This is a genomic window from Paenibacillus sp. S33 (assembly GCF_053615415.1).
Window position 1 is genome coordinate 4,249,648 of sequence record NZ_JBSIEZ010000001.1, and the last position, 20,655, is coordinate 4,270,302.

19 protein-coding genes, 1 tRNA gene and 1 riboswitch are annotated in these 20,655 nt (G+C 46.0%); of the genes, 9 read left to right on the forward strand and 11 right to left on the reverse strand.

Going from position 1 to position 20,655, the window contains the following annotated elements; genetic code table 11:
- Positions 1-2: 2 nt before the first annotated feature.
- Entirely contained in the window at positions 3-1,124 is a 1,122-nt protein-coding gene (locus ACWGXJ_RS19295; RefSeq protein ID WP_061828845.1) for a glycosyltransferase, read from the reverse strand.
- Positions 1,125-1,521: 397 nt separating this feature from the next.
- Between ACWGXJ_RS19295 and ACWGXJ_RS19300 the strand changes: the two genes are divergently transcribed.
- The 5 genes from ACWGXJ_RS19300 to thiE all read left to right on the forward strand — a co-directional run bounded on the left by ACWGXJ_RS19300 (position 1,522) and on the right by thiE (position 6,720).
- Entirely contained in the window at positions 1,522-3,243 is a 1,722-nt protein-coding gene (locus ACWGXJ_RS19300) for an oxaloacetate-decarboxylating malate dehydrogenase (protein WP_440723107.1), read from the forward strand.
- A gap of 92 nt (positions 3,244-3,335) precedes the next feature.
- A riboswitch (TPP riboswitch) is annotated at positions 3,336-3,438 on the forward strand.
- Between the two features lie 138 nt (positions 3,439-3,576).
- Positions 3,577-4,266, forward strand: a complete 690-nt coding sequence (gene tenA, locus ACWGXJ_RS19305; RefSeq protein ID WP_452567409.1) for a thiaminase II — start codon at positions 3,577-3,579, stop codon at positions 4,264-4,266.
- Between the two features lie 74 nt (positions 4,267-4,340).
- Positions 4,341-5,183 (forward strand): hydroxyethylthiazole kinase, encoded by an 843-nt coding sequence (gene thiM / locus ACWGXJ_RS19310; RefSeq protein WP_452567410.1) that lies wholly within the window; start codon positions 4,341-4,343, stop codon positions 5,181-5,183.
- Positions 5,180-6,010 (forward strand): bifunctional hydroxymethylpyrimidine kinase/phosphomethylpyrimidine kinase, encoded by an 831-nt coding sequence (gene thiD, locus ACWGXJ_RS19315; protein WP_452567411.1) that lies wholly within the window; start codon positions 5,180-5,182, stop codon positions 6,008-6,010. The genes thiM and thiD overlap by 4 nt, the downstream gene beginning before the upstream one ends.
- Positions 6,007-6,720: a thiamine phosphate synthase gene (thiE, locus tag ACWGXJ_RS19320; RefSeq protein ID WP_452567412.1), complete on the forward strand. Its 714-nt coding sequence runs from the start codon at positions 6,007-6,009 to the stop codon at positions 6,718-6,720. Before thiD ends, thiE begins: the two co-directional genes overlap by 4 nt.
- Here the strand turns inward: thiE and ACWGXJ_RS19325 are convergent.
- From ACWGXJ_RS19325 to ACWGXJ_RS19335, 3 genes are all read right to left on the reverse strand, one after another.
- On the reverse strand, positions 6,665-6,832 hold the full coding sequence (locus ACWGXJ_RS19325) for an aspartyl-phosphate phosphatase Spo0E family protein (protein WP_080682975.1): 168 nt from the start codon (positions 6,830-6,832) through the stop codon (positions 6,665-6,667). The genes thiE and ACWGXJ_RS19325 overlap by 56 nt on opposite strands.
- A 298-nt stretch (positions 6,833-7,130) precedes the next feature.
- A complete protein-coding gene (locus ACWGXJ_RS19330) occupies positions 7,131-8,567 on the reverse strand; it encodes a helix-turn-helix domain-containing protein (RefSeq protein ID WP_452567413.1) in 1,437 nt (478 codons plus the stop codon).
- 140 nt (positions 8,568-8,707) lie between these two features.
- Complete coding sequence (locus ACWGXJ_RS19335) at positions 8,708-9,682, reverse strand: LacI family DNA-binding transcriptional regulator (RefSeq protein WP_061828852.1); 975 nt, start codon at positions 9,680-9,682, stop codon at positions 8,708-8,710.
- Positions 9,683-9,868: 186 nt separating this feature from the next.
- Between ACWGXJ_RS19335 and ACWGXJ_RS19340 the strand changes: the two genes are divergently transcribed.
- Positions 9,869-11,212 carry a 6-phospho-beta-glucosidase gene (locus ACWGXJ_RS19340; RefSeq protein WP_013311670.1) on the forward strand — a complete coding sequence of 448 codons (1,344 nt, stop codon included), beginning with the start codon at positions 9,869-9,871 and terminating at the stop codon, positions 11,210-11,212.
- Positions 11,213-11,375: 163 nt separating this feature from the next.
- Here ACWGXJ_RS19340 and ACWGXJ_RS19345 read toward each other — a convergent pair whose 3' ends face one another.
- The 3 genes from ACWGXJ_RS19345 to ACWGXJ_RS19355 all read right to left on the reverse strand — a co-directional run bounded on the left by ACWGXJ_RS19345 (position 11,376) and on the right by ACWGXJ_RS19355 (position 14,021).
- A complete protein-coding gene (locus ACWGXJ_RS19345) occupies positions 11,376-12,278 on the reverse strand; it encodes a PhzF family isomerase (RefSeq protein WP_069290241.1) in 903 nt (300 codons plus the stop codon).
- A 332-nt stretch (positions 12,279-12,610) separates the two neighbouring features.
- Positions 12,611-13,534, reverse strand: coding sequence for an IS4 family transposase (locus tag ACWGXJ_RS19350; RefSeq protein ID WP_452567414.1), 924 nt, complete (start codon positions 13,532-13,534; stop codon positions 12,611-12,613).
- 413 nt (positions 13,535-13,947) lie between these two features.
- Positions 13,948-14,021: transfer RNA gene (locus tag ACWGXJ_RS19355), tRNA-Arg, on the reverse strand.
- A gap of 174 nt (positions 14,022-14,195) precedes the next feature.
- Here ACWGXJ_RS19355 and ACWGXJ_RS19360 point away from each other — a divergent pair.
- A complete protein-coding gene (locus ACWGXJ_RS19360) occupies positions 14,196-14,489 on the forward strand; it encodes a DUF4870 domain-containing protein (RefSeq protein ID WP_016324668.1) in 294 nt (97 codons plus the stop codon).
- A gap of 319 nt (positions 14,490-14,808) precedes the next feature.
- Here the strand turns inward: ACWGXJ_RS19360 and ACWGXJ_RS19365 are convergent, their stop codons facing one another.
- Positions 14,809-15,168 carry a hypothetical protein gene (locus tag ACWGXJ_RS19365; RefSeq protein WP_452567415.1) on the reverse strand — a complete coding sequence of 120 codons (360 nt, stop codon included), beginning with the start codon at positions 15,166-15,168 and terminating at the stop codon, positions 14,809-14,811.
- Between the two features lie 163 nt (positions 15,169-15,331).
- Here ACWGXJ_RS19365 and asnB point away from each other — a divergent pair, with 163 nt between their 5' ends.
- Complete coding sequence (gene asnB / locus ACWGXJ_RS19370) at positions 15,332-17,176, forward strand: asparagine synthase (glutamine-hydrolyzing) (RefSeq protein ID WP_069290243.1); 1,845 nt, start codon at positions 15,332-15,334, stop codon at positions 17,174-17,176.
- 169 nt (positions 17,177-17,345) lie between these two features.
- Here the strand turns inward: asnB and ACWGXJ_RS19375 are convergent, their stop codons facing one another.
- From ACWGXJ_RS19375 to ACWGXJ_RS19385, 3 genes are all read right to left on the reverse strand, one after another.
- Positions 17,346-17,978: an XTP/dITP diphosphatase gene (locus tag ACWGXJ_RS19375; protein WP_452567416.1), complete on the reverse strand. Its 633-nt coding sequence runs from the start codon at positions 17,976-17,978 to the stop codon at positions 17,346-17,348.
- Entirely contained in the window at positions 17,978-18,739 is a 762-nt protein-coding gene (gene rph, locus ACWGXJ_RS19380; protein WP_013311675.1) for a ribonuclease PH, read from the reverse strand. Before rph ends, ACWGXJ_RS19375 begins: the two co-directional genes overlap by 1 nt.
- 92 nt (positions 18,740-18,831) lie before the next feature.
- Positions 18,832-19,890, reverse strand: a complete 1,059-nt coding sequence (locus ACWGXJ_RS19385; protein WP_023990027.1) for a GerMN domain-containing protein — start codon at positions 19,888-19,890, stop codon at positions 18,832-18,834.
- Between the two features lie 151 nt (positions 19,891-20,041).
- Here ACWGXJ_RS19385 and ACWGXJ_RS19390 point away from each other — a divergent pair, with 151 nt between their 5' ends.
- Complete coding sequence (locus tag ACWGXJ_RS19390; protein ID WP_039272599.1) at positions 20,042-20,599, forward strand: phosphatidylglycerophosphatase A family protein; 558 nt, start codon at positions 20,042-20,044, stop codon at positions 20,597-20,599.
- Positions 20,600-20,655 lie beyond the last annotated feature (56 nt).

The window sequence follows — 20,655 nt, forward strand, 5'->3', positions numbered from 1 at the left end:
TGTTATCTCACCCGCCGATCCAGTCGCCAAATATCAATGATGGAGCGCAAAAAACGAATAGAATCCTTCCAGACATGGATGTGCGAGCCATCCCGGTCAATACATTTGACGGGTAATTGCAGCACACGAAGCTGGAGTCGCTTGGCAATAAACATCATTTCCAAATCCAACGCCAGTCCCAGCTGTTCCTTTAAATGCGGAAACATTCGCTTCACTGCAACCGAACTCATCACTTTAAGCCCAGTCTGGGAATCCACCACACCTGTGGGTAAAAAAGGACGGGAAATGACTCGCTTACCAAAGCTGACGACAGATCGCAATAAAGATCGATTCTCAGCAGTCATATCCTTGGTTCCGATCACGACATCATAATAGCCCTGCTGAACAACATTAATCATTCTGGCAATATCCTCAATAAAAAAGGAGTCATCTGCGTCCACAAATACGTAGTAATCCGCACCAATGGTCCGCATCCCTTCCAGATACGTCCCTGCCTTACGTGTATTGCGTCCCAATTCCCTTGTTTGAAGCAGCGGGCTAAGATTCTGATTAATCCGGTTTACGGACAAGTCCGTGGCTGCCTCCAGCGCTTTAATCAAGGCATTCGTACCATCGTAGCTGCCATCATCAATGAGATAAATCGAACCTTCAATAATATGGCTGCGGATAAAGACCTGCAATCGTTCAGCAAAGGTTTTGACATGAACAAAACGTTGCTCTTCGTTATATACAGACAAGATAAATGCAATATGTTGGCTTTTGGTCGAATACTCGGGATAGAGCAAGCTTTGTATTTCCGAAAGCATTTCTTCGTTGTCATTGGCTTGCCAAAATAGCAGCCGCAAACGACCTACTCCGATGATTTGCACCATATGCTGATCACTGAACGGAAATGTTACATCCGTCACCAGTAACAATGGCATTTGCGGAAATTGGCTACGGATCTGATTGGCTTTCCGCACTGCCTGCCCCGGCTCCCTATAATCAATCAGGCAACAACATGCGTTCTCGTAGACTGAAGCTGCCTCCGTGTCCTCGCACTGTATATATTGGTAAAAACAAATCACATTGGGATAATCAATAGCCCTGTCGTTATCGCTAAAAATGGCTATAGGTCCCTGCACACAAACCTCTCCTTTTCCTCCGAATAGTTCTATTTTGTTGAAAAAGAATTAAGAATGTTTGCTTATAGGGATTAAATTAATGTCCAAATGCTTCATATTTTCTTAACAAAATAACTGACACTCCATGATATATATGGAGATAAGAGAAGAAAAACTAATTTTCATATTTGATAAAAACAGAGCATTTAGACCTGATTCATTAGAACCAAAGTCATCAGGAATGGTTAGCGAATCTATATTGAAAGTTAGTTCTTATATATCATTAGAAAGAAACAAATATGGTTATTTTGTCATAGATAAATGCAAGAATAAAACATATTTGCACGTCCATACTATGGACAACATGTCATCTTTCGTTATGAATAGTTATGAAAATGAAGAGAAGGAAGGTCTTTCTATGGAAGCATTTTATGTCAATCGCGATGGGTCATTATCTACTCCATTACGGGGAAAGGATGTGTTGGCAAATCCCCTTTTGAACAAAGGTGTCGCTTTTACAGAAGAAGAACGCAAGGAGCTGGGTTTGGAAGGAATCCTTCCTCCAACCGTCCTTTCATTGGAGAAACAGAGCGTACGGGCATATCAGCAGTTTCTGGCGCAACCCACCATGCTGCGAAAAAACGCTTCTCTCAACGACCTTCACAACCGAAATGTCGTACTCTACTACCGGCTGCTAACCGATCATTTGAGTGAAATGCTGCCCGTAGTCTACACGCCGACCGTAGGAACCGCGATTCAAGAATATAGTCACGAGTACAACCGCCCTGGAGGCATATATTTGTCGATAGATAACCCGAACGGTATTGGACAAGCATTCCATAATTCTGGTTTGAGTGGTCATGATGTGGATCTGATCGTCGTGACAGATTCCGAAAGTATTTTAGGGATTGGTGACTGGGGCGTCGGGGGGATTAACATTGCTATCGGCAAGCTTGCAGTGTATACGGCTGCGGCAGGCATTCATCCCGGGCGGGTGCTGCCAATTGTACTAGATGTAGGTACAAATAATGAAAAGCTGCTGAATGATCCACTGTACATCGGAAACCGCCATAAACGGGTTCGCGGAGAAGCCTATAACCAGTTTATTGATACTTTTATCAGCAAAACGTTAGCGCAATTCCCAAAGGCGCTTTTACATTGGGAAGACGTGGGTAGCGTAAATGCACGCCATATTATAGGAAAATACGGTCAAAGTATACTCACCTTCAACGATGATATACAAGGTACAGGAGCGGTGACCTTGGCTGCGATTCTTTCGGCGGTGGGTGTCACCAAGACTCCGCTGCGTGAACAAAAAATACTTGTTTTCGGTCCAGGGGCAGCAGGAATCGGTAATGCTGATCAAATTCGGGGTGCTATGATCGAGGACGGCCTTTCCGCAGAAGATTCCTTCAAGTCCTTTTGGGCCTTTGATTATCGCGGGCTGTTAATGGAAGATATGGAAGACGTATTGGAGTATCAGAAACCATATGTGCGCAAAAAGGATGAAGTCAGCTCATGGACCCGGTCGGGTGACGGCAAAATACCACTGCTAGAGGTCATTCGTCAGGTGAAGCCTACGATATTGATTGGAACTTCCGGTGTAGCAGGTGCCTTTTCTGAAGAGATCATCAAGGAGATGGCGAAACATGTAGAACGCCCGGTCATTATGCCCATGTCCAATCCTACAAACCTTGCAGAAGCAGTACCCGAGGATTTGATACGGTGGACCGATGGCAAAGCATTGATTGCAACCGGAAGTCCTTTTGAGCCCGTCACCTATAACGGTACGAAATTTGAGATTGGACAGGCGAACAATGCCTTTGTTTTTCCGGGACTGGGTCTGGGTGCGATTGTGGTTAAAGCCAAAAGGATTACCCCTGCGATGTTTACAGCGGCAGCAGTTGCTGTTGCCAATGGTGTAGATTCGAATACGCCTGGCGGTGCGCTACTCCCTCATATCCGAAAATTACGCGAAGTTTCGTACGCTGTTGCGATTGCGGTTGCAAAAGCCGCGATACAGGATCAGGTAGCTCAGGCGCACATTTCAGATGTGGAACAAGCTATACGAGATGCAATGTGGAAACCGGAATATGCCAAGGTCAAAGCTGTGGAAAGTGTAATTCATCACCCTCACTAAGCTCAAAACACCTAACTAGAGGAAATTTCATATTTTGCACACTATGTTTGACATAGCGTATGAACGTATGTACAGTAATAGTCAAAAGAATAGAAGTCCACTAGGGGAGCCGCTATGGCTGAGACAAGAACGTATCTTGGACCCTTTGAACCTGATCTAGTTCGTACTAGCGTAGGAAAGTGGAGCCTTCGTATATAAGGTTTCAAACGTTTTTTTGCGTATTGGGCCTATTGTTGAAGCCGCTCCCATTTTTCCGGGGCGGCTTTTTAGCGTTGTTCCGGAATTATATTCTTACAGGACTTCTTGCTCTTCAATTTGATGGAGGTGGGGAAATTGAGTTTTACACAAGAACTCCGTCGGCAGGCGGACGGCATTTTTCAAGCGATTTTTGAGCACCCCTTTGTGAGAGGTATTGCTGAAGGAAGTTTGACAAGGGGACAGCTGATTCACTATGTAAAACAGGACTTTGAATATTTGAACGCCTACATGCGGATATACGGTATCGCAATCTCCAAATGCACGAATCGGGAGGATATGGCTGTATTTAATGAACAAATCTCTTTTATTCTCCACAGCGAGGTTCATCCGCATCAAAATTTCTGTGCTGTCGCAGGGGTGACCTATGAAGAGTTGCAGGGATATCCGCTCGCTCCGTCGGCTCATCACTATATCCGTCACATGCTGACAGTTGCGCATGAGGGTAGCCTGGGCGAGATCTTGGCTGTGCTGCTGCCATGTATGTGGACGTATGCCGAGATTGGTCGCAGGCTGCTGGATGAAGTAAAGCCGGATGAGTCTCATCCGTTCTATGAATGGATGGGCTTCTATGGAGACCAGCTTGATGATACAACACACAAGTTCCGAGAACGTGTAGATGCTTGGGCGAAAGACGCAACGGCTGCTGAGCGGGAGCGGATGATTGAGCATTTTATACTGAGCTGCCAGCTGGAATATAAGTTCTGGGATATGGCTTATAAGCAGGAAGAATGGCCGGTCCAGATGCAGGCAGCGGTCTTGGAATAGTCAGCCTGGCGATTCAATGTGTGAAGTACGGTTAATGCCCTGTTGAACCACCAACTATAGAGAGGATAATCATTATGAGTACATGGAAAAAAAGTTATTCGGATCTCCTGACGAAGGTACAAAACAGCAAACCCCTCGTTCACAATATGACCAATGTGGTAGTCACCAACTTTACGGCCAACGGTCTGTATGCATTGGGCGCCTCCCCGGTGATGGCCTATGCACCTGAGGAAGTAGCAGATATGGCAAAAATAGCAGGCGCCGTCGTGTTAAACATCGGTACACTGAACCGCGAACTGGTGGATGCCATGATCATTGCTGGACAATCGGCGAATGCACACGGTGTTCCGGTGCTGCTAGATCCGGTCGGTGCGGGAGCAACGAGCTTTAGAACTGAATCGGCACTGCGAATCCTGAGTGAAGTCAAAATCTCATTGGTGCGGGGCAATGCAGCCGAAGTCGCACATCTTGTTGGAGAAGCGCGTGAGATTAAAGGCGTAGATGTCGGTGACAGTGCTGACAGCGGCCATGTCGATCTGGCAATTCGGGTTGCTCGAACGTTCAATACGATGGTTGTCATTACTGGAAAAGAGGACGTCATCACCGATGGGGCCGAAGCACGAATGATTAGCGGCGGAGACGCGCTGCTCACGAAGGTAACCGGAGCAGGCTGCCTGCTGACCTCTGTGTTAGGTGCCTTTGCAGCTGTTGAACCCAACCTGCTGCTCGCAGGTACAGCAGGTTTGGCATTTTACGGTGCAGCAGCTTCTCGAGCCGCAGCACGTACCGCAGAGCTGGGGCCCGGCAGCTTCCAGATTGCCTTTCTCGACGAGCTGGCCAAACTGCATACAGGTTCACTAGAGGGGCATGTCTCTATCCATGAAGCCGGAACAACAGCAGCAGGTGGTGCGCGATGACAGACGTTCGTGTACCCAGAGCGCTGACGATTGCTGGTTCGGACAGTGGCGGCGGGGCCGGAATTCAAGCTGATCTCAAAACCTTTCAAGAACTTGGCGTGTACGGCATGTCGGCTATTACAGCCGTTACCGTACAGAATACCTTAGGAGTCCACGGCGTATATCCGCTACCAGAGGAAGCAACAGCGGAACAGATCGAAGCCGTAGGATTAGACCTTGGAGTGGATGCCCTGAAGACTGGCATGCTATTTAATGCCGGCATCATCCGTCTTGTGAGCGAGCAGATCCGAAAGTTCGGCTGGAAAAAGGTCGTCGTCGATCCCGTGATGATTGCCAAGGGAGGCGCTGAACTGCTGCAGCTGGAAGCGGTGCAGGCTTTGAAGGACGACCTGCTCCCCTTGGCCCTGGTCGTTACACCGAATATCCCGGAGGCGGAAGCCCTGACAGGGATCAGTATCCATACGATGGAGGATCGCCGCGAGGCTGCGAGACATATTAGCAGTATGGGACCAAAATTCGTTGTGATCAAGGGTGGTCACGCTGACGAGAGCGAGAGCAGCGGACAGATTGTTGACCTGCTTTTTGACGGAACCGCCTTTATAGAGCTGAGCGGCAAGCGAGTACGGACTGTTCATACACACGGAACAGGGTGCACTTTCTCGGCAGCGATTACCGCGGAATTAGGGAAAGGGATGTCCGTACCGGAGGCTATCTCGAATGGTAAAGCCTTCATCCAGGCGGCGATTGAGGATACGTTGTCTCTGGGACAGGAACACGGCCCAACCAATCATTGGGCCTACCGCCGTCGTCAGGAGATGCTTCTATGAGCGGCAGAATATTGTCAGAGGTGGTGCGCCGCCATCTACAGATATACCTGGTGCTTGGAAGCGTGAATTGCCTCGCGGAACCAGGCTGGGTCGTGCAGGAGGCTCTGGCTGGCGGGGCAACCATGGTCCAGTTCCGAGAAAAGGGTCTCGGCGCGTTAACGGGCGTTCCTATGTTCGAACTCGCGCGCCAGCTACAGGAACTGTGCCGTCACGCTGGTGTCCCCTTCATCATCAATGACAATGTGGAGTTGGCTCTTGAACTCGACGCCGACGGTGTTCACATCGGTCAGGACGATGAATCCGCCGATTCCGTCCGCGAGCGAATCGGAAATCGAATTTTAGGCGTCTCCGCCCATACCATTGAGGAAGCACGTCGAGCCATCCTGCAAGGTGCTGATTATCTCGGCGTCGGGCCCATCTATCCCACCATCTCGAAAGATGATGCCCGTGCCGTACAGGGACCGGCAATTTTATATGAGATGCGTAAAGCGGGAATTGATGTGCCGATTGTTGGGATCGGAGGTATTACAGTGGACCGTGTTGAGGAAGTCGCACGTGCAGGTGCAGATGGTGTAGCGGTGATTTCAGCCGTGACACAGACAGAGCAGGTTAGAGGTGCGGTCAAGGAATTAAAGAAAAATATGGTCTCATTTCTCAATGATCCGATCTACATGTTTGATATTGATTCAACAGATCATCCAGCTTTTTAGATTGTTCTATTACTTTGGGATGTGTTAAAAATCCATACTTTTTCTGGACCTGGTACAGTTTCTTCCTAGCTCTTTCGACACAAAGTAAAGTCACACTTTGATTCATCAGCATGATCCCTCCTATATGTCATATTTTATAACAAAAAGACGTTTTTTGGATTTTCAAATAATGCGCCTAATAAAAAAAGAACATCCCAAAAGTTTGCATAAACAGCGAAACCCCAAAATCCACGTAAAAGAGCCTCCGTCTCCACTAATAAAGCGGGACCGAGGCTCTTTTTCATAAAAAGATTCAATGAATATTAGAACATACAACCTAACCGTTTTAAGCACCTCCAATTTGTACTTGAGGCGTTATTCTTTGATTTTGGTTATGCGACTGAACAGGCATTGATAAAATAAACAAGAAGCTAGCTGCGATGACCAGCAGAATCATTTTTTTCAACATTGTCTAACCACACCTTTTCTAATAGTTTGAAATACTCTTCCCTTGTTTCGGGAAGCGCATGTGCTTGGAAATGTGCAAAAAGTCCCGTACAGTTTATAAAATAAGTCTCATTATTTAGTATGTGGGCTTTTACCAATGCATATATTAAGTGTTTAAAGCCATCTTTGAACATTCCCCGTCTTAAATAGTAATAAGCCAGTTCATAACCAAACCATGCAAAATAATCCGGCATCACTTGTTGGGTGTACATATCAGTAGATTGTGATAGCAGAGCAAAAGAATTAATCTCCACTTCAAAACGTGAAAGGACATCATTGATATCTATTGCATATCGGTTAGCAGCTATCATAACGTTCAGCAACTTGGATAGCTTTTCATTCTCGGTAGTGATTGATGTGGATGCAATATATTCAACATAATGAGGAAGCACATTCGTATCTCCAGATAGGAGTTTATTTACATAAGTATTACCTTCTGCCCAATGCTTGAACAAGTTGACCCAGTGTTGAGTTTTCTGGTCTGTCTCGATCACCCAATCTAAATCTGCGTAGGCATTTGTAAATTGTAGTGCTTGCTGATAATCGCCTTGGGCTTCACAGACACTCGCACACAGTAAATCAGCATAGGTAATGTACACAAACATCGGGCGACTCAGCCTCTTTTCAGACTCCTCCCACTCTCGCTTTTTCTGTTGATGTTTCAAAGAATATTGGATCTCCGCTTTGGCTCTCATTTTTCGAGCAGTTGCATCGAGCTTGTCCCATTCACGCAGAGAACGATACACATTCGCCAAATCTTTTAACGCATCGAGTTGATCTATTTCATTCAGACGTTCGACAAAGGGTTCAAATCGTGTAGCCGCCTTGAGATTTCGAATCTGATTGTTACCCACCTGAATGGTAAACAGACGATACTGACAGATAGCCAAACGTTCAGAATGCTGGTACTTCTCGCCTTCCGCAATCCCTTCGTAGAGCAACAATGCAGCATTGTGCTGACCTTGTGCGAATAATTTTTCTGCTGCATCAAATAACTTTGGGGAATATAGAAGGTTGTCCATAATATGTCCCACTACAAGCTGGATAGCATCCAACTTGTCCAGTTCCGCACAGCGAAACAACAACGGCTCAATTCGCCTCCAATCCGGGGAACGCTCAATGATGTAGTTATCTATGTATAGTTCGTAAAAAAAACCTTCTGGTAGTCCCATAGCCCAAGTGATTCGATCAAGCTGATGTATAGCAACAGGACGATGCTTGGCAATCCAATTATTAAGTGTTCTTTGATGAACACCTGAATGTTCGGCAAATTGTGCCAGCGTCAAATTGTTTTCCCCTAAATAATCCTCTAACTTCGTCAAAATCGTAGGTGTATGTCCCAAGTCATAACCACCCTTCATACAAAAAATCCAAATTTTATACTTTCACCTCAAATTATTCACCAAGTTTTAACATGTGTCAACATTTTTCTTCCATTATTCATACTATATAAACTTGAATATGGAAATTAATAACCACTAACATGAAGTCCCTTTTGGAATCAGGTGGTCGCTCGCTCTACTAATTTGAATTCCAGATGATGTATCGTTTCATCCAGCCCTTCGAGGGCATTTCGAATCATAATGAACGCATTCTCAGCTTGCTTGTCTATCGGGTAATGGATCGTAGTTAAATCAAGCAAATGCGAGATTTCGGTGTTGTCAAAGCCTACTACTGCAAAATCACTCGGTACAGAAACACCTAGCCTACGCGCTTCAGTCAAAAGACCTGCTGCCAAATAATCGGTAGAACAGGCAAAGGCGTCCGGCCTGTCAGTTTGTGCTCGTTCTGCCCACCAATGAGCTATTTGTTCACCAGCTGCTATTGAATTTAAATCATAAAAATGCGGGAAGGCCTCAGCGTCCAAATCATATTTTTCGCAAAAGTCATGATAAGCTCGAATGCGTTCTTTTGTATTCAACCCCCGCATGCTGCCGTACACATTCACAATTTTCCGATATCCTCGGGCGTACAAATGTTCCAATGCCAGCGTATAGCCCTGATACTGATCCATAAATACAGACGGGATTGCCTCAATGTTTACACGCTGCCAGGTCACAATCGGACCATATTTTGTATAATGCTCAATCACACTCCACTCATTGACGCGAATCATGCAGACCAAGGCGTCCAGTTGCTTTCTCCGCAACATTTCCAGCGCCTCAAGTTCTCGCCCCTTCTCCCCATTCGTAATAAACAGCGCTATATTAAAGCCATGCTCCTGGGCATACATTGTAAATCCACGCACAAATAAACCCAATGAATCATTAAAAGAAAGTGAAATAATCCCTATGAGCTTGGTCATGCCTTTTTTTAAAGATACCGCATTTAAATTAGGAACATAATCCAGCCGATCTATGACCTCCTGCACACGCTGCCTTGTGGGTTCACTCACGTACGGATGGTTGTTAATGACACGGGATACCGTAGCCGAGGATACCCCCGCCAGCTTTGCAATTTCATGAATATTCGCCATTTTTCTCACCTCGTTCTTTCTATTTTAGCATGTTCGTGTCTAGCATGTTCGTAGTGTCCGCCCTATAATTGTCACCTTCCCAAAATAAGTTTTTTAAAAGCGCTTGACCTGTAATGCATTACAGGGATTACAGTGAATTTGTGCTTAAGAAAGCGGTTTACAAAACATACTTAGGAGGCACTAACTATGAAAAAAGGCATAAAGATTGCAACCATTGGCGGAGGCTCCAGCTATACACCAGAACTAGTAGAAGGCTTCATCAAACGTTATGCAGAGCTTCCCATTCGGGAATTGTGGCTGGTAGATATTGAGGCAGGACGTGAAAAATTGGAGATCGTAGGTGCTATGGCCAAACGGATGGTGAAGGCCGCAGGCATTGATTGTGAGGTACATTTGACGCTGGATCGTCGGGAAGCGTTGAAGGACGCCGATTTTGTAACGACCCAATTTCGGGTAGGCTTGCTGGAAGCCCGGATTAAGGATGAAAGTATTCCGTTAAAACATGGCATGATCGGTCAGGAGACCAATGGGGCCGGAGGAATGTTCAAAGCGTTTCGCACCATACCCGTTATCCTCAGTATCGTCGAAGATATGAAAGAACTATGTCCGAATGCATGGTTGATTAATTTTACCAACCCTGCGGGTATGGTCACCGAAGCCGTGCTTCGTTATGGTCAGTGGGATAAAGTCATCGGATTATGTAATGTTCCAATCGGCGCGATCAAGAGTGCATCAGCTGTGCTGGACAAACCGGAAGAAGAGCTGTTCTTTAAATTTGCAGGGATTAACCACCTTCATTGGCACAAGGTTTATGACAAAACAGGGGCCGAATTAACAGAGCAAGTTATTGAAGGACTGTACGCTCCGGGTGCAAAACCAGAGAAAGTCGTTGAAAATATTAAGAACATGCGCTTCCTGTATGATCAAGTTCGTCAATTGAAAATGCTGCCTTGTCCTTACCATCGGTATTACTATATGACGGATAACATGCTCAAGGAAGAATTAGAGGAAGCCAAAAACGAAGGAACTCGGGGCCAAGTGGTCAAACGTCTGGAAGAAAGTCTGTTCGAACTGTATAAAGATCCGAATCTGGATTACAAACCAGAGGAATTATCCAAACGCGGTGGTGCGCATTACAGCGATGCAGCCTGTGAAATCATTAATTCCATTTATAACAACAAAGGCACATTGATGGTCGTTAGTACACGTAACAATGGTGCGATTGATGATGTTCCTTATGATAGCGCCATCGAAGTGACCAGTGTTATTCGCGCCCACGGTGCCGAACCTGTCAACTTTGGCAAATTCCCACCTGCACAGCGGGGCTTGCTGCAAGTAATGAAGGCAATGGAAGAGCTGACGATTGAAGCGGCGGTCACCGGTGACTATGCAACAGCACTGCAAGCCTTCACCCTGAATCCGCTCGTACCAAGCGGGGACATTGCTCAAACCGTACTGGATGAATTGCTAGAAGCACACAAAGAGCATCTACCTCAATTCTTTGCTCATAAGGAGAAGGCGACGGTATAAAGCTAGAATCAATTATCCTGCTGGAACACAAAAAAAGCTTCCTACATGTAGGAAGCTTTTTGCTATACGTCCCAGGAGTACTTGCTGGGACGTTGGTGTTATTGGGTTTGTACTTGGCTTGACAATCCGTCATTAAGCTTATTGATAAATTTGTTAGACTTTTTTAAAGTATGATCTCCGTTGAAAAAGCAATAACCGCTTTCCCCGTAATTTGAACTAATACGGGTTTTCCCTGTTCCTTTTTCACATGAACATGCATTGTTCCCTCTCTTTTGATTGCCTCACCTTGTAAAATATCAAAATCAAAAGACTGCTCATTCTCATTTTGCAAAATGTTATAGTGTACCAAATAGGCTCCAAGCGGTCCGTTTGCATTTCCTGTCACCGGGTCTTCAGCTATTCCAATTGCAGGAGCAAACATTCTTCCGTGAACCAATATATCCTCTTGTGGATTTAATGTAAAAACATAATATCCATTACATCCAATATGCTTGCTGATTTCTGTAAGCTTCTGCAAATCAGGTTTTAAACTATGTAGTATTTCATTGGAGTAAATCGGAACCATTACCTTAGAATGACCTGTTGAAGATATTGCAACTGGATATTCCATGCAAATATCTTTACAAGAAATACCTAACGCATTTGCAATCTGACTTCTTATTTCATCATTTAAAGGCTCTGATACAGAAGGTTCTCCCTGTGTCATTACAATAGAATAGTCATCTTCATACTTTATAACATCAACAGGCAATATACCTGCTTTTGTTTTTTGAATAATTCTTCCAGTTTCAGCTTTTCTCTCAATTGCATAAATATAATGTGCTGCTACTGTTGCATGACCACAAATTGGAACCTCTGTTGTTGGAGTAAAAAATCTTACTTCAACATCATAATTTGAAGAATCTGTTTCAAAAATAAATGCAGTTTCCGAATTATTTAATTCTCTTGCAATTCTCTGCATCTGCTCATCTGTAAGTCCATTTGCATTTGGAACAACTCCAGCAGGGTTACCATGAAATCTATTTTTTGTAAATGAGTCTACTTGATATATTCTATATTTTTTCATAATTTCGCCTCTATAAATACTAGTTTGTCTGTCTGTTAAATCTGATATTAACATACTTTTTAGGCAGTTTCACTTAAATTAAAAGATATAATATGGCCCTTTAATGAAAACGAACTGATCCTTATTATAGAATCGCGCTCTTTTATGGAAGATTGTTATTAAACTAAAGCCGCAATTAGCTGAAATGGTCTTCTCAATCCTTATCTAAAAGTGGAATAAATCTTTATGATTATAGATACTTTTAGATTCTGCCACGCCTGTTGAATAACCAAAATAAGTAACTCAATTCATGAAACAAGAGGTGCACTGAAGAAGAACGCGCTGAATCTGAATCAGCCATTCAACAGGTAGTTTTGAAGAAGAAATAGACGAGAAAATCGCGCAAAGGAAAGAACGGCATGTTGGGACCATGAAGTCTGAGCAGCAACAAATAGCCAATTGAGCAGGACATAGACGATTAGAGCACAGAATAATTGCCCATAGACCGCATTTTCAGTCGTACCAAACAGCGATGGAATATTCAAATGTTGCTTGATCCAACGAAAGAAGACTTCAATCTGCCATCGAGCCTTATAGATCTGTGCGATTTGTTCTGCGGTCACCTGCATTAAATCGGTAACCACCCGAATTTCCCGACCTTCAAAATCCCGAAACATCACCACACGATGACGTTGTCTGGAACGACACTGAGGGGTCCCCAACTGGCAAGTGATATCCCGAATGACAGATGAATCTGGCTTCGTAAGGCGACGTAGCGCATGAGGCTTTTCCAAATGGACGTTATCGCGAAGCCGAATGACAAACGATTGTCCATGGGTTTTGAAGTGATCCAGACGCTCCAGTTTCCCATAAGCACGGTCCATCACCAAAATGTAGTCCGGTTGAGCCAACGCTTCACTCATGGGGCCATCATGCTTGGAGCCCAGCGTTTCGACCACCTGAAGGGGTTGCCCATTTTCTGATCGTAAAGCGAGTAGATGGAAAAGTTCCTTAAATACGGAAAACGGGACTTCGGCGGCTTTGGTTGAAAAGCGTGAGTAGTGGACGACGGGCAAGCCACAGAGAGCCGCATAATCTACGCTGGATCGATAGCTACCCCATTGTTCCAACGCAGCCATGCACCAGTATTGGAGTAAATGGTACACCGTAAACTTGCGGGCTTTGTCTTCATAACCTATTAACTTCACAACCCTTTGAACTTCTTCAGGAGTCAGCATGGATTGAAGGATAGATGTAATCGTGATAGAATTTTTCATGAGATCGTCTTCTTACGGATTCGTTTGGATGGTACCAACGATTCTACAGAAAAGACGATCTTTTTTCTACCATTTTGTGGTTATTCAACAGGCGTGCTACTATATAAAGGTATTAGTTTACTGTATGTTTCGGAGCGGCTTGGTCACGCCTCATTAGATATCACTACCTCTACATATGCCCACCTTATGAAAGAGCTACGTGAACAGGATTCAAAACAACAGACATTTTTGAACATTTATATAGCGTGTAAAAATCGTGTGTATAATTTGAGTAAACAGGTGTATTGATCACACCTTTTTCTAACGTTTTCTATCGTAACCCCAATAAAAGAAAAAACGCCCCAAACCCTTATATATCAAGGATTTGAAGCATTTTTAATTTCGTTCAAACTTTACATATCTGAACGCTTCGACGTCCCAGGAGGGATTCGAACCCCCGACCGACGGCTTAGAAGGCCGTTGCTCTATCCAGCTGAGCTACTGGGACAAGATGCTGATCAATAATACCTTATGTATTCAGCGCATTGATTATTATATCACATTTCGAGCAACTGTCAAAAGCATTTTTTCATGATGTAGGGAAGTGGGCTGCAAAAGGAATCATTTGGACGCTAACGGGGTATTATGTACAAAGAACCATGCATAAAGGAGGGGTTGAGCCGTGAGAGGTCTTTTGTCGTCACTTTGTTATTTCAGCATTTTCTTCGCACCTTTTCTAGTGCCTGTCATTGTGTGGATTGCAGTACGGGACGAATATGTTCAGGGACATGCAAAAAAAGCTATTTTATCGCATATTTTCCCCATTATTGCGGCAATTCCGCTAGTGTATTTTATTATTACCGCGAATCATGCAGGTTCAGTGATCGGTTTTGTACTGCTATTCGTAGTGGTCTATCTCGGAGTTTTTGTTTATAACATCTACAAAGGGATTATGACGCTGCGTGAAGCGGCTTAGTTCAAAAAGAAGCCTCCTACATACCGCTAATTTGGCGGGATACGGAGGCTTCTTTAGGTTCATTTTTGATGAGTTGCTGTTGCTATTTGGTTCAATGGCTGCTTATTTATTCCCAAAGCGTTTAGGACTTCTCCGTACTTCATGTCTTACGTTTTTCTCCAGCACTTCTTCCGCGAACTCATTGTTATGAATATAACTGCTGCCTTTATTTTTCTTATAATTCGCTTTGCTGTCTATGATTTCCCCCTCCTTTCACGCTGATCCGGCGATGGCGCCGGGGCCCAAATCAACAAAAGCCGAGGCATAGCACACCATATCCTCATGCCCCGAACTCCTTGGCGAACTCTGTGCTGAGCTGCCCATAGGAGAGCAATTCTTTTTTAAACTTCTCTCGCTCCTCATCAGCAGTAATGTGTGTAGAGTCGGTAAAAGCCTTGTCTGTCACTTCCTCAAATGCTGAATGCAGATTATTGTCATACCAATCCAGCTCCAGATCGGCGTCATTGCGGATGATCCGTACCATGTCATAGTCATGCTGACCATCCGTCTGATCCTTGGCCGTAATATAGACCAGCAGTTCCGGGTCATCTGCGGCACCGGGCCGCACCTCTACCTCAGCGCAGCGCACTCCGTCAAGTTCAGTGAACCGGCGTATTTTGGCATCCTTGATGTAGTACATGGTCTCCCTCCTTCCTTACGAGTAGACGGGTTGCCCCATCTGTAGTTTTCGGAACGGACAGACATTTTATGCTTCTTTTCGGCATATATACTGATGAACTGGGGATTTAGTTTTTGATTCATTCCAACACTGGATGAACACGACAAAGAGAGGATGAACAGACATGTGCGGAATTACAGGTTTCATACAGTGGAACGGAGACTTAATGCATCAATCTGAGCTGCTGCTGAATATGACACAAACGCTCTCCGATCGCGGACCGGATGCTGCGGGTACCTGGATATCCAACCCGTGTGCCTTCGGACACCGAAGATTGAGCGTTATGGACCCGGAAAATGGCGCTCAGCCCATGATCCGGCAGCTGGAGGATATCACTTATACAATTGTATATAACGGGGAAATATATAACGCGCCTGAGCTGAAAAAAGAGCTGCAACAGCGCGGGCATTTTTTCCGTACACAATGCGACACGGAGGTGCTACTCGAATCCTATATCGAATGGGGCCCTGAATGTGTGGATCGGTTAAACGGCATTTTTGCGTTTGCGGTCTGGGATAGCGAGCGGGAGCAGGTATTTCTGGCACGGGATCGGCTGGGAGTGAAGCCGCTATTTTATAGCCAAACCGAAGAAGTATTCGTATTTGGCTCAGAACCCAAAGCACTGCTCCAGCATCCAGCGGTAGAGGCAGCAGTGGACGCCGAGGGATTGGCCGAAATTTTTATCATAGGGCCTGCACGTACCCCCGGACACGGCGTCTATTCGTCTATGAAGGAGCTACGCCCCGGGCATACGTTAACCTACAGCCGCGACGGCGTGCGCATCCATGCCTACTGGACACTGGAAAGCATCGCGCATGAGGATAACACCGAAGAAACGGCACTTAAGGTAAGAGAACTGTTGCTGGATACGGTGGAGCGGCAGCTCATTTCGGATGTTCCAGTGTGCACCTTATTGTCTGGCGGGCTGGATTCAAGCGCTCTATCCGCATTAGCTGTCGATTATTACAAACGTACCGGGCAGGGACAAGTTCATACGTATTCGGTCGATTATGTGGATAACGACAAGCATTTTAAAGCCCATGCGTTTCAACCCGGAGCCGATGCCCCCTGGATTCAGCGGATGGTGGATGAATTAGGGACAAATCATCACTGGATTGAATTCGATACGCCAGAAGTCGTAGCAGCTCTGAACAACTCCACGCTAACGCGGGATTTACCCGGAATGGCGGACGTCGATTCGTCGCTGTATCTCTTTTGCCGGGAGATTAAAAAAGGAGCTACGGTCGCTATTTCCGGCGAGGCTGCGGATGAAGTTTTTGGCGGATATCCTTGGTTCCACCGGGAGGATATGCTGAATTCGGGTACATTCCCGTGGGCAGTTGCACCCGATATGAGAGCCAGTCTGTTGTCTCCTGAGGTACGGGACTGGATCAAGCCGCTGGAGTATTTGAACGATCGCTACTCAGAAGCGGTAGGAGAAGTGCCGAAGCTACCAGGGGAAACAGGAAAAGCTGCGCAAATGCGCGTCATGTCCTATTTGAACATCACCCGCTTTATGCCTACTCTACTGGATCGCAAGGATCGGATGAGTATGGGGGCCGGACTGGAAGTGCGGGTGCCGTATTGCGATCATCGATTGGTACAATATGTATGGAACATTCCGTGGAGTATCAAGATGACAGGCGGACGTGAAAAAGGTATTTTGCGCAAGGCGCTGGAGGGCGTACTGCCGGATGATGTGCTGTATCGCAAAAAAAGCCCATATCCCAAAACGCATAACCCTTCCTATCTTGAGGCTGTGAAAAAGCAGGCGCTGCAACTGCTGGATGATTCCTCTTCCCCACTGCTCAAACTGATCGATGCGCAAAAGGTACGTGATATTGCCGCCTCACCGGAGGCATCCACCAATCTGCCTTGGTTTGGTCAGCTGATGTCGGGTCCCCAGTTGTTCGCCTACTTGGCTCAAGTGGATAACTGGTTACGCACTTACAAGGTTGCTATTCGATAAGCTACGCTGAATGCTGAAGCAATAGAGCTTCTAAGCGGCAGCGGCAATTTTTCGCTGTGTACTATATGGGGAACAGAAAGTACCAAAAAGGCTATCCGCAGCTTATGACTGACGGATAGCCTTTTTTTCGTTATGTGAATGGGGGATGATTTCGCCCCTGTTACCAATGCTATGCCTGTGGATTACCCAGCTTTGTTGCCAAATCACGCAGAGCTATCCCTCGGTGACTGATAGCCTGCTTTTGTTCCAACGTCAGCTCGGCCATTGTCTTTTCAAACTCTGGCAAATAAAACAGCGGATCATACCCAAACCCGCCGCTGCCGGCGGTTTCAGTAGTAATCCAGCCCTCCACGGAGCCTGTCGATTCCAACGTCTCGCCAGTCTGCGGATTATACAGAATCAAGGTACAGACGAATTGAGCCGGGCTTAGCAAAGGCTGTCCCGTATCATCACCCAGTTGCTTCGATTCTAGAACGTCGAGCAGCTTAATATTGTTTTCGTGATCGCTGGCACCTTCTCCAGCATAACGGGCAGAGTATACCCCCGGTGCACCGTCCAGCAAGTCCACGCAGAGGCCGGAATCATCGGCCAGTACGGGCAATCCGAGCACATCTCCAACCGCTTTAGCTTTTTTCAGTGCATTTTCGGCAAAGGTTTTGCCATCTTCAACGACATCAGGAATGTTGGGATAATCGTACATGCTTCTGACTTCCTTGCCAAACGGCGCAAAAGCATGCGCAAATTCCCGCACCTTTCCTTTATTTTTCGTAGCGACAATGACGATCGGGCCATCCAGCCGCATTAGGCGCCAGCTCCTGTACGTCCAGCACCGATCTTATCAGCAATCGGTCCAAGCACTTCTTTTTGGCGCTCAATCATTTGCAGAATCCCTTGTTCGCCTAAGCTAAGCAGTTGATCCAATTCGTTACGGTCAAATGGGCTTTCTTCACCTGTACCTTGCAGCTCAACATATTTTCCGCTGCCAGTCATGACAAGATTCATGTCTACTTTGGCCTTGGAATCCTCTTCATAGTTCAGATCCAGCAACGCTTTTTCACCAACAACCCCTACGCTGACGGAAGCCAGGAAATCGGTAATTGGAAAAACAGGCAGCTTGTGCTGGGTGGCAATTTTATTAACCGCAATCGCCAACGCTACGAAAGAACCGGTAATTGAGGTTGTGCGTGTTCCGCCGTCCGCCTGAATGACGTCACAATCCAACGTAATCGTCCGTTCACCAAGCGCCTGCAAATTGACCACCGAACGCAACGCTCTTCCAATCAGACGCTGAATTTCCATGGTGCGGCCTGTCAGCTTGCCACGAGCAGCTTCACGCTGATTACGGCTATGAGTCGCACGCGGAAGCATGGAATACTCTGCGGTCACCCAGCCCTTTCCTTGTCCCTTCATAAAGGGGGGTACACGTTCTTCTACAGTAGCCGTGCAAATGACTTTCGTCTCGCCAACCTCTATAAAAACAGAGCCCTCCGCGTATTTATTTACTCCTGCTGTCAATTTCATCGGGCGCAGCTCATCACCGTTTCGTCCGTTAGATCTACTCATGCTTTTTCCTCCTACGTCGTATGCAACCTGTTCTTATATGTTTATTTTACCAAAGTGTGCAGGCAAAAGCACCCCAAGGACGATTCCCGCCCTTAAAGAGGAATTTCGTTAATATGTTGCGGCTTGGCTACAGGCTCTCCATAATTTTGATTATTTTGTCCAATTACGCTTTTTTCACCATTCAGTTCAATCCGAATTTTTGTTTTGACCGCATCATCTGAATTGTCTGCCGCTGTCAGCACAACCGATTCCAAAAATTCAGCAGGCACAGCTTCTCCTTTAGCAAACATATCATCTGAGAGAGATACCGTAATTACGTTGTCTTTGGAGCGTTCTACCGATTTCAGCGCCGTCTCCCCTGTCATCACTTCTTGTAACCCATCTTTGGTCTGCGGCCCTTGAATCAATTGATGCAGTGCTGACTGGACACGATCTTTCTCAGGGCTAACCAACCGGGTTACAGGTACATAGTATTGAACTCCAGCAGGAGAAGAAGAAGAGAAATACACAGTGACTGGACTGGAATCCAGGGGTGTCACGCCATGACCAATTTCCAAATTAATACCTACTGCACGCGTCAATGGATGATCCAGCGGTGTGCCGCCAACAGGCATTTCGTTCAGTTTTTTGCCATCCACCCAGATCTGTACGCTCTCAATATCGGGACGGTCGGTTAGGGTCCAGGTCAAGCTCTCCATTAATTTTCGTTCTTCTTGTGGCTTATAGTTGGCGAAAGATTTGTTGAATTCGACAACAGCCAGCTTGTTGTTCTTGTCCACTGTAACACTTTTTACTTCTGTACCCTGGGGTATTACCCCTTTAAATCCCTCTGGTAATAATCCAGCATACGGCCCGCCCTCAACCAATGTTTCCAGCGCTGACTTGGCATCTGCCTGCACATCACCTGTAGCAATCGGTAAAGATACCGGGGCCAGCAAACCGTTATGGTCTTGCAAAAAAACAGCCCTCAGTTGCCCTGTACTGGCAGGTGCTTTTCCGGTTACAGCCTTAATCATGGACTGCTCTGTCGTGGACGGCGGGGGGTCAATGGATGCCGATTCGTTGCCGAAAAGGCTGCAGCCCGACAACAACAGGGGTAGGGATAGCAGTCCAGCTACAGAGGTCATACGCCATGGGTGTTTTATATTCATAAGTGAAGTTCCTCCCTAACAATTTTGTACAGATTGTACTAATATGTATACGAGCCTCGCGTAAAAAATAACTACTTTTTCAGCAGACTGGACACACTGGTCATAATTGCAGTAGAAATCAGGATCTATACGAGGAGGGAATTTCAACTTTATGGACAAGAAAAAAGCACCATACAGCTTGAATAGTAAAAAGGTAGCCGATGCCACCCGCGAGTTGCTGCACAAGCGTGGTGTACACCTGACTGAAATCGCAGAACTGGTCATGCTTTTACAAAAGAAATATTACCCGACCCTAACGATGGAAGAATGTATTGAGAATGTGGACAAGGTGCTGATGAAGCGCGAGGTTCAAAATGCAGTGCTCACGGGCATCCAACTGGATATCCTTGCCGAACAGGGCGCTCTTCTTCCCCCATTGCAGGACATGATTGAGAATGATGAGGGATTATACGGGGTGGATGAGATTCTGGCCTTCTCCATCGTAAATGTGTATGGTAGCATTGGATTTACCAATTACGGTTATGTTGATAAACTCAAACCCGGTGTGCTGGAACGCCTGAATGATAAAAGCCTCGGGCCGATCCATACGTTCCTGGACGACATCGTGGGCGCTATCGCAGCTTCGGCCAGCAGCCGTATCGCCCATCGCAAACAGGCAGAGCGCGAGCAGGAACTTGGGGAAGAAAGTGCACCGAATACAACCCGTTAAAAAAACAACAACACCCTAAATTATAAACAACAAGTTGGAATATAACAGATATAGAC

Coding starts and splice junctions, on each gene's coding strand:
- ACWGXJ_RS19325 (WP_080682975.1), bottom strand. CDS start 6,832: ATGCTGATGAATCAAAGTGTGACTTTACTTTGTGTCGAAAGAGCTAGG.
- ACWGXJ_RS19330 (WP_452567413.1), bottom strand. CDS start 8,567: ATGAAGGGTGGTTATGACTTGGGACATACACCTACGATTTTGACGAAG.
- ACWGXJ_RS19300 (WP_440723107.1), top strand. CDS start 1,522: ATGGAAGCATTTTATGTCAATCGCGATGGGTCATTATCTACTCCATTA.
- ACWGXJ_RS19390 (WP_039272599.1), top strand. CDS start 20,042: ATGGACAAGAAAAAAGCACCATACAGCTTGAATAGTAAAAAGGTAGCC.
- ACWGXJ_RS19345 (WP_069290241.1), bottom strand. CDS start 12,278: ATGAAAAAATATAGAATATATCAAGTAGACTCATTTACAAAAAATAGA.
- ACWGXJ_RS19335 (WP_061828852.1), bottom strand. CDS start 9,682: ATGGCGAATATTCATGAAATTGCAAAGCTGGCGGGGGTATCCTCGGCT.
- thiE (WP_452567412.1), top strand. CDS start 6,007: ATGAGCGGCAGAATATTGTCAGAGGTGGTGCGCCGCCATCTACAGATA.
- thiM (WP_452567410.1), top strand. CDS start 4,341: ATGAGTACATGGAAAAAAAGTTATTCGGATCTCCTGACGAAGGTACAA.
- ACWGXJ_RS19350 (WP_452567414.1), bottom strand. CDS start 13,534: ATGAAAAATTCTATCACGATTACATCTATCCTTCAATCCATGCTGACT.
- rph (WP_013311675.1), bottom strand. CDS start 18,739: ATGAGTAGATCTAACGGACGAAACGGTGATGAGCTGCGCCCGATGAAA.
- thiD (WP_452567411.1), top strand. CDS start 5,180: ATGACAGACGTTCGTGTACCCAGAGCGCTGACGATTGCTGGTTCGGAC.
- asnB (WP_069290243.1), top strand. CDS start 15,332: ATGTGCGGAATTACAGGTTTCATACAGTGGAACGGAGACTTAATGCAT.
- ACWGXJ_RS19365 (WP_452567415.1), bottom strand. CDS start 15,168: ATGTACTACATCAAGGATGCCAAAATACGCCGGTTCACTGAACTTGAC.
- ACWGXJ_RS19375 (WP_452567416.1), bottom strand. CDS start 17,978: ATGCGGCTGGATGGCCCGATCGTCATTGTCGCTACGAAAAATAAAGGA.
- ACWGXJ_RS19340 (WP_013311670.1), top strand. CDS start 9,869: ATGAAAAAAGGCATAAAGATTGCAACCATTGGCGGAGGCTCCAGCTAT.
- ACWGXJ_RS19385 (WP_023990027.1), bottom strand. CDS start 19,890: ATGAATATAAAACACCCATGGCGTATGACCTCTGTAGCTGGACTGCTA.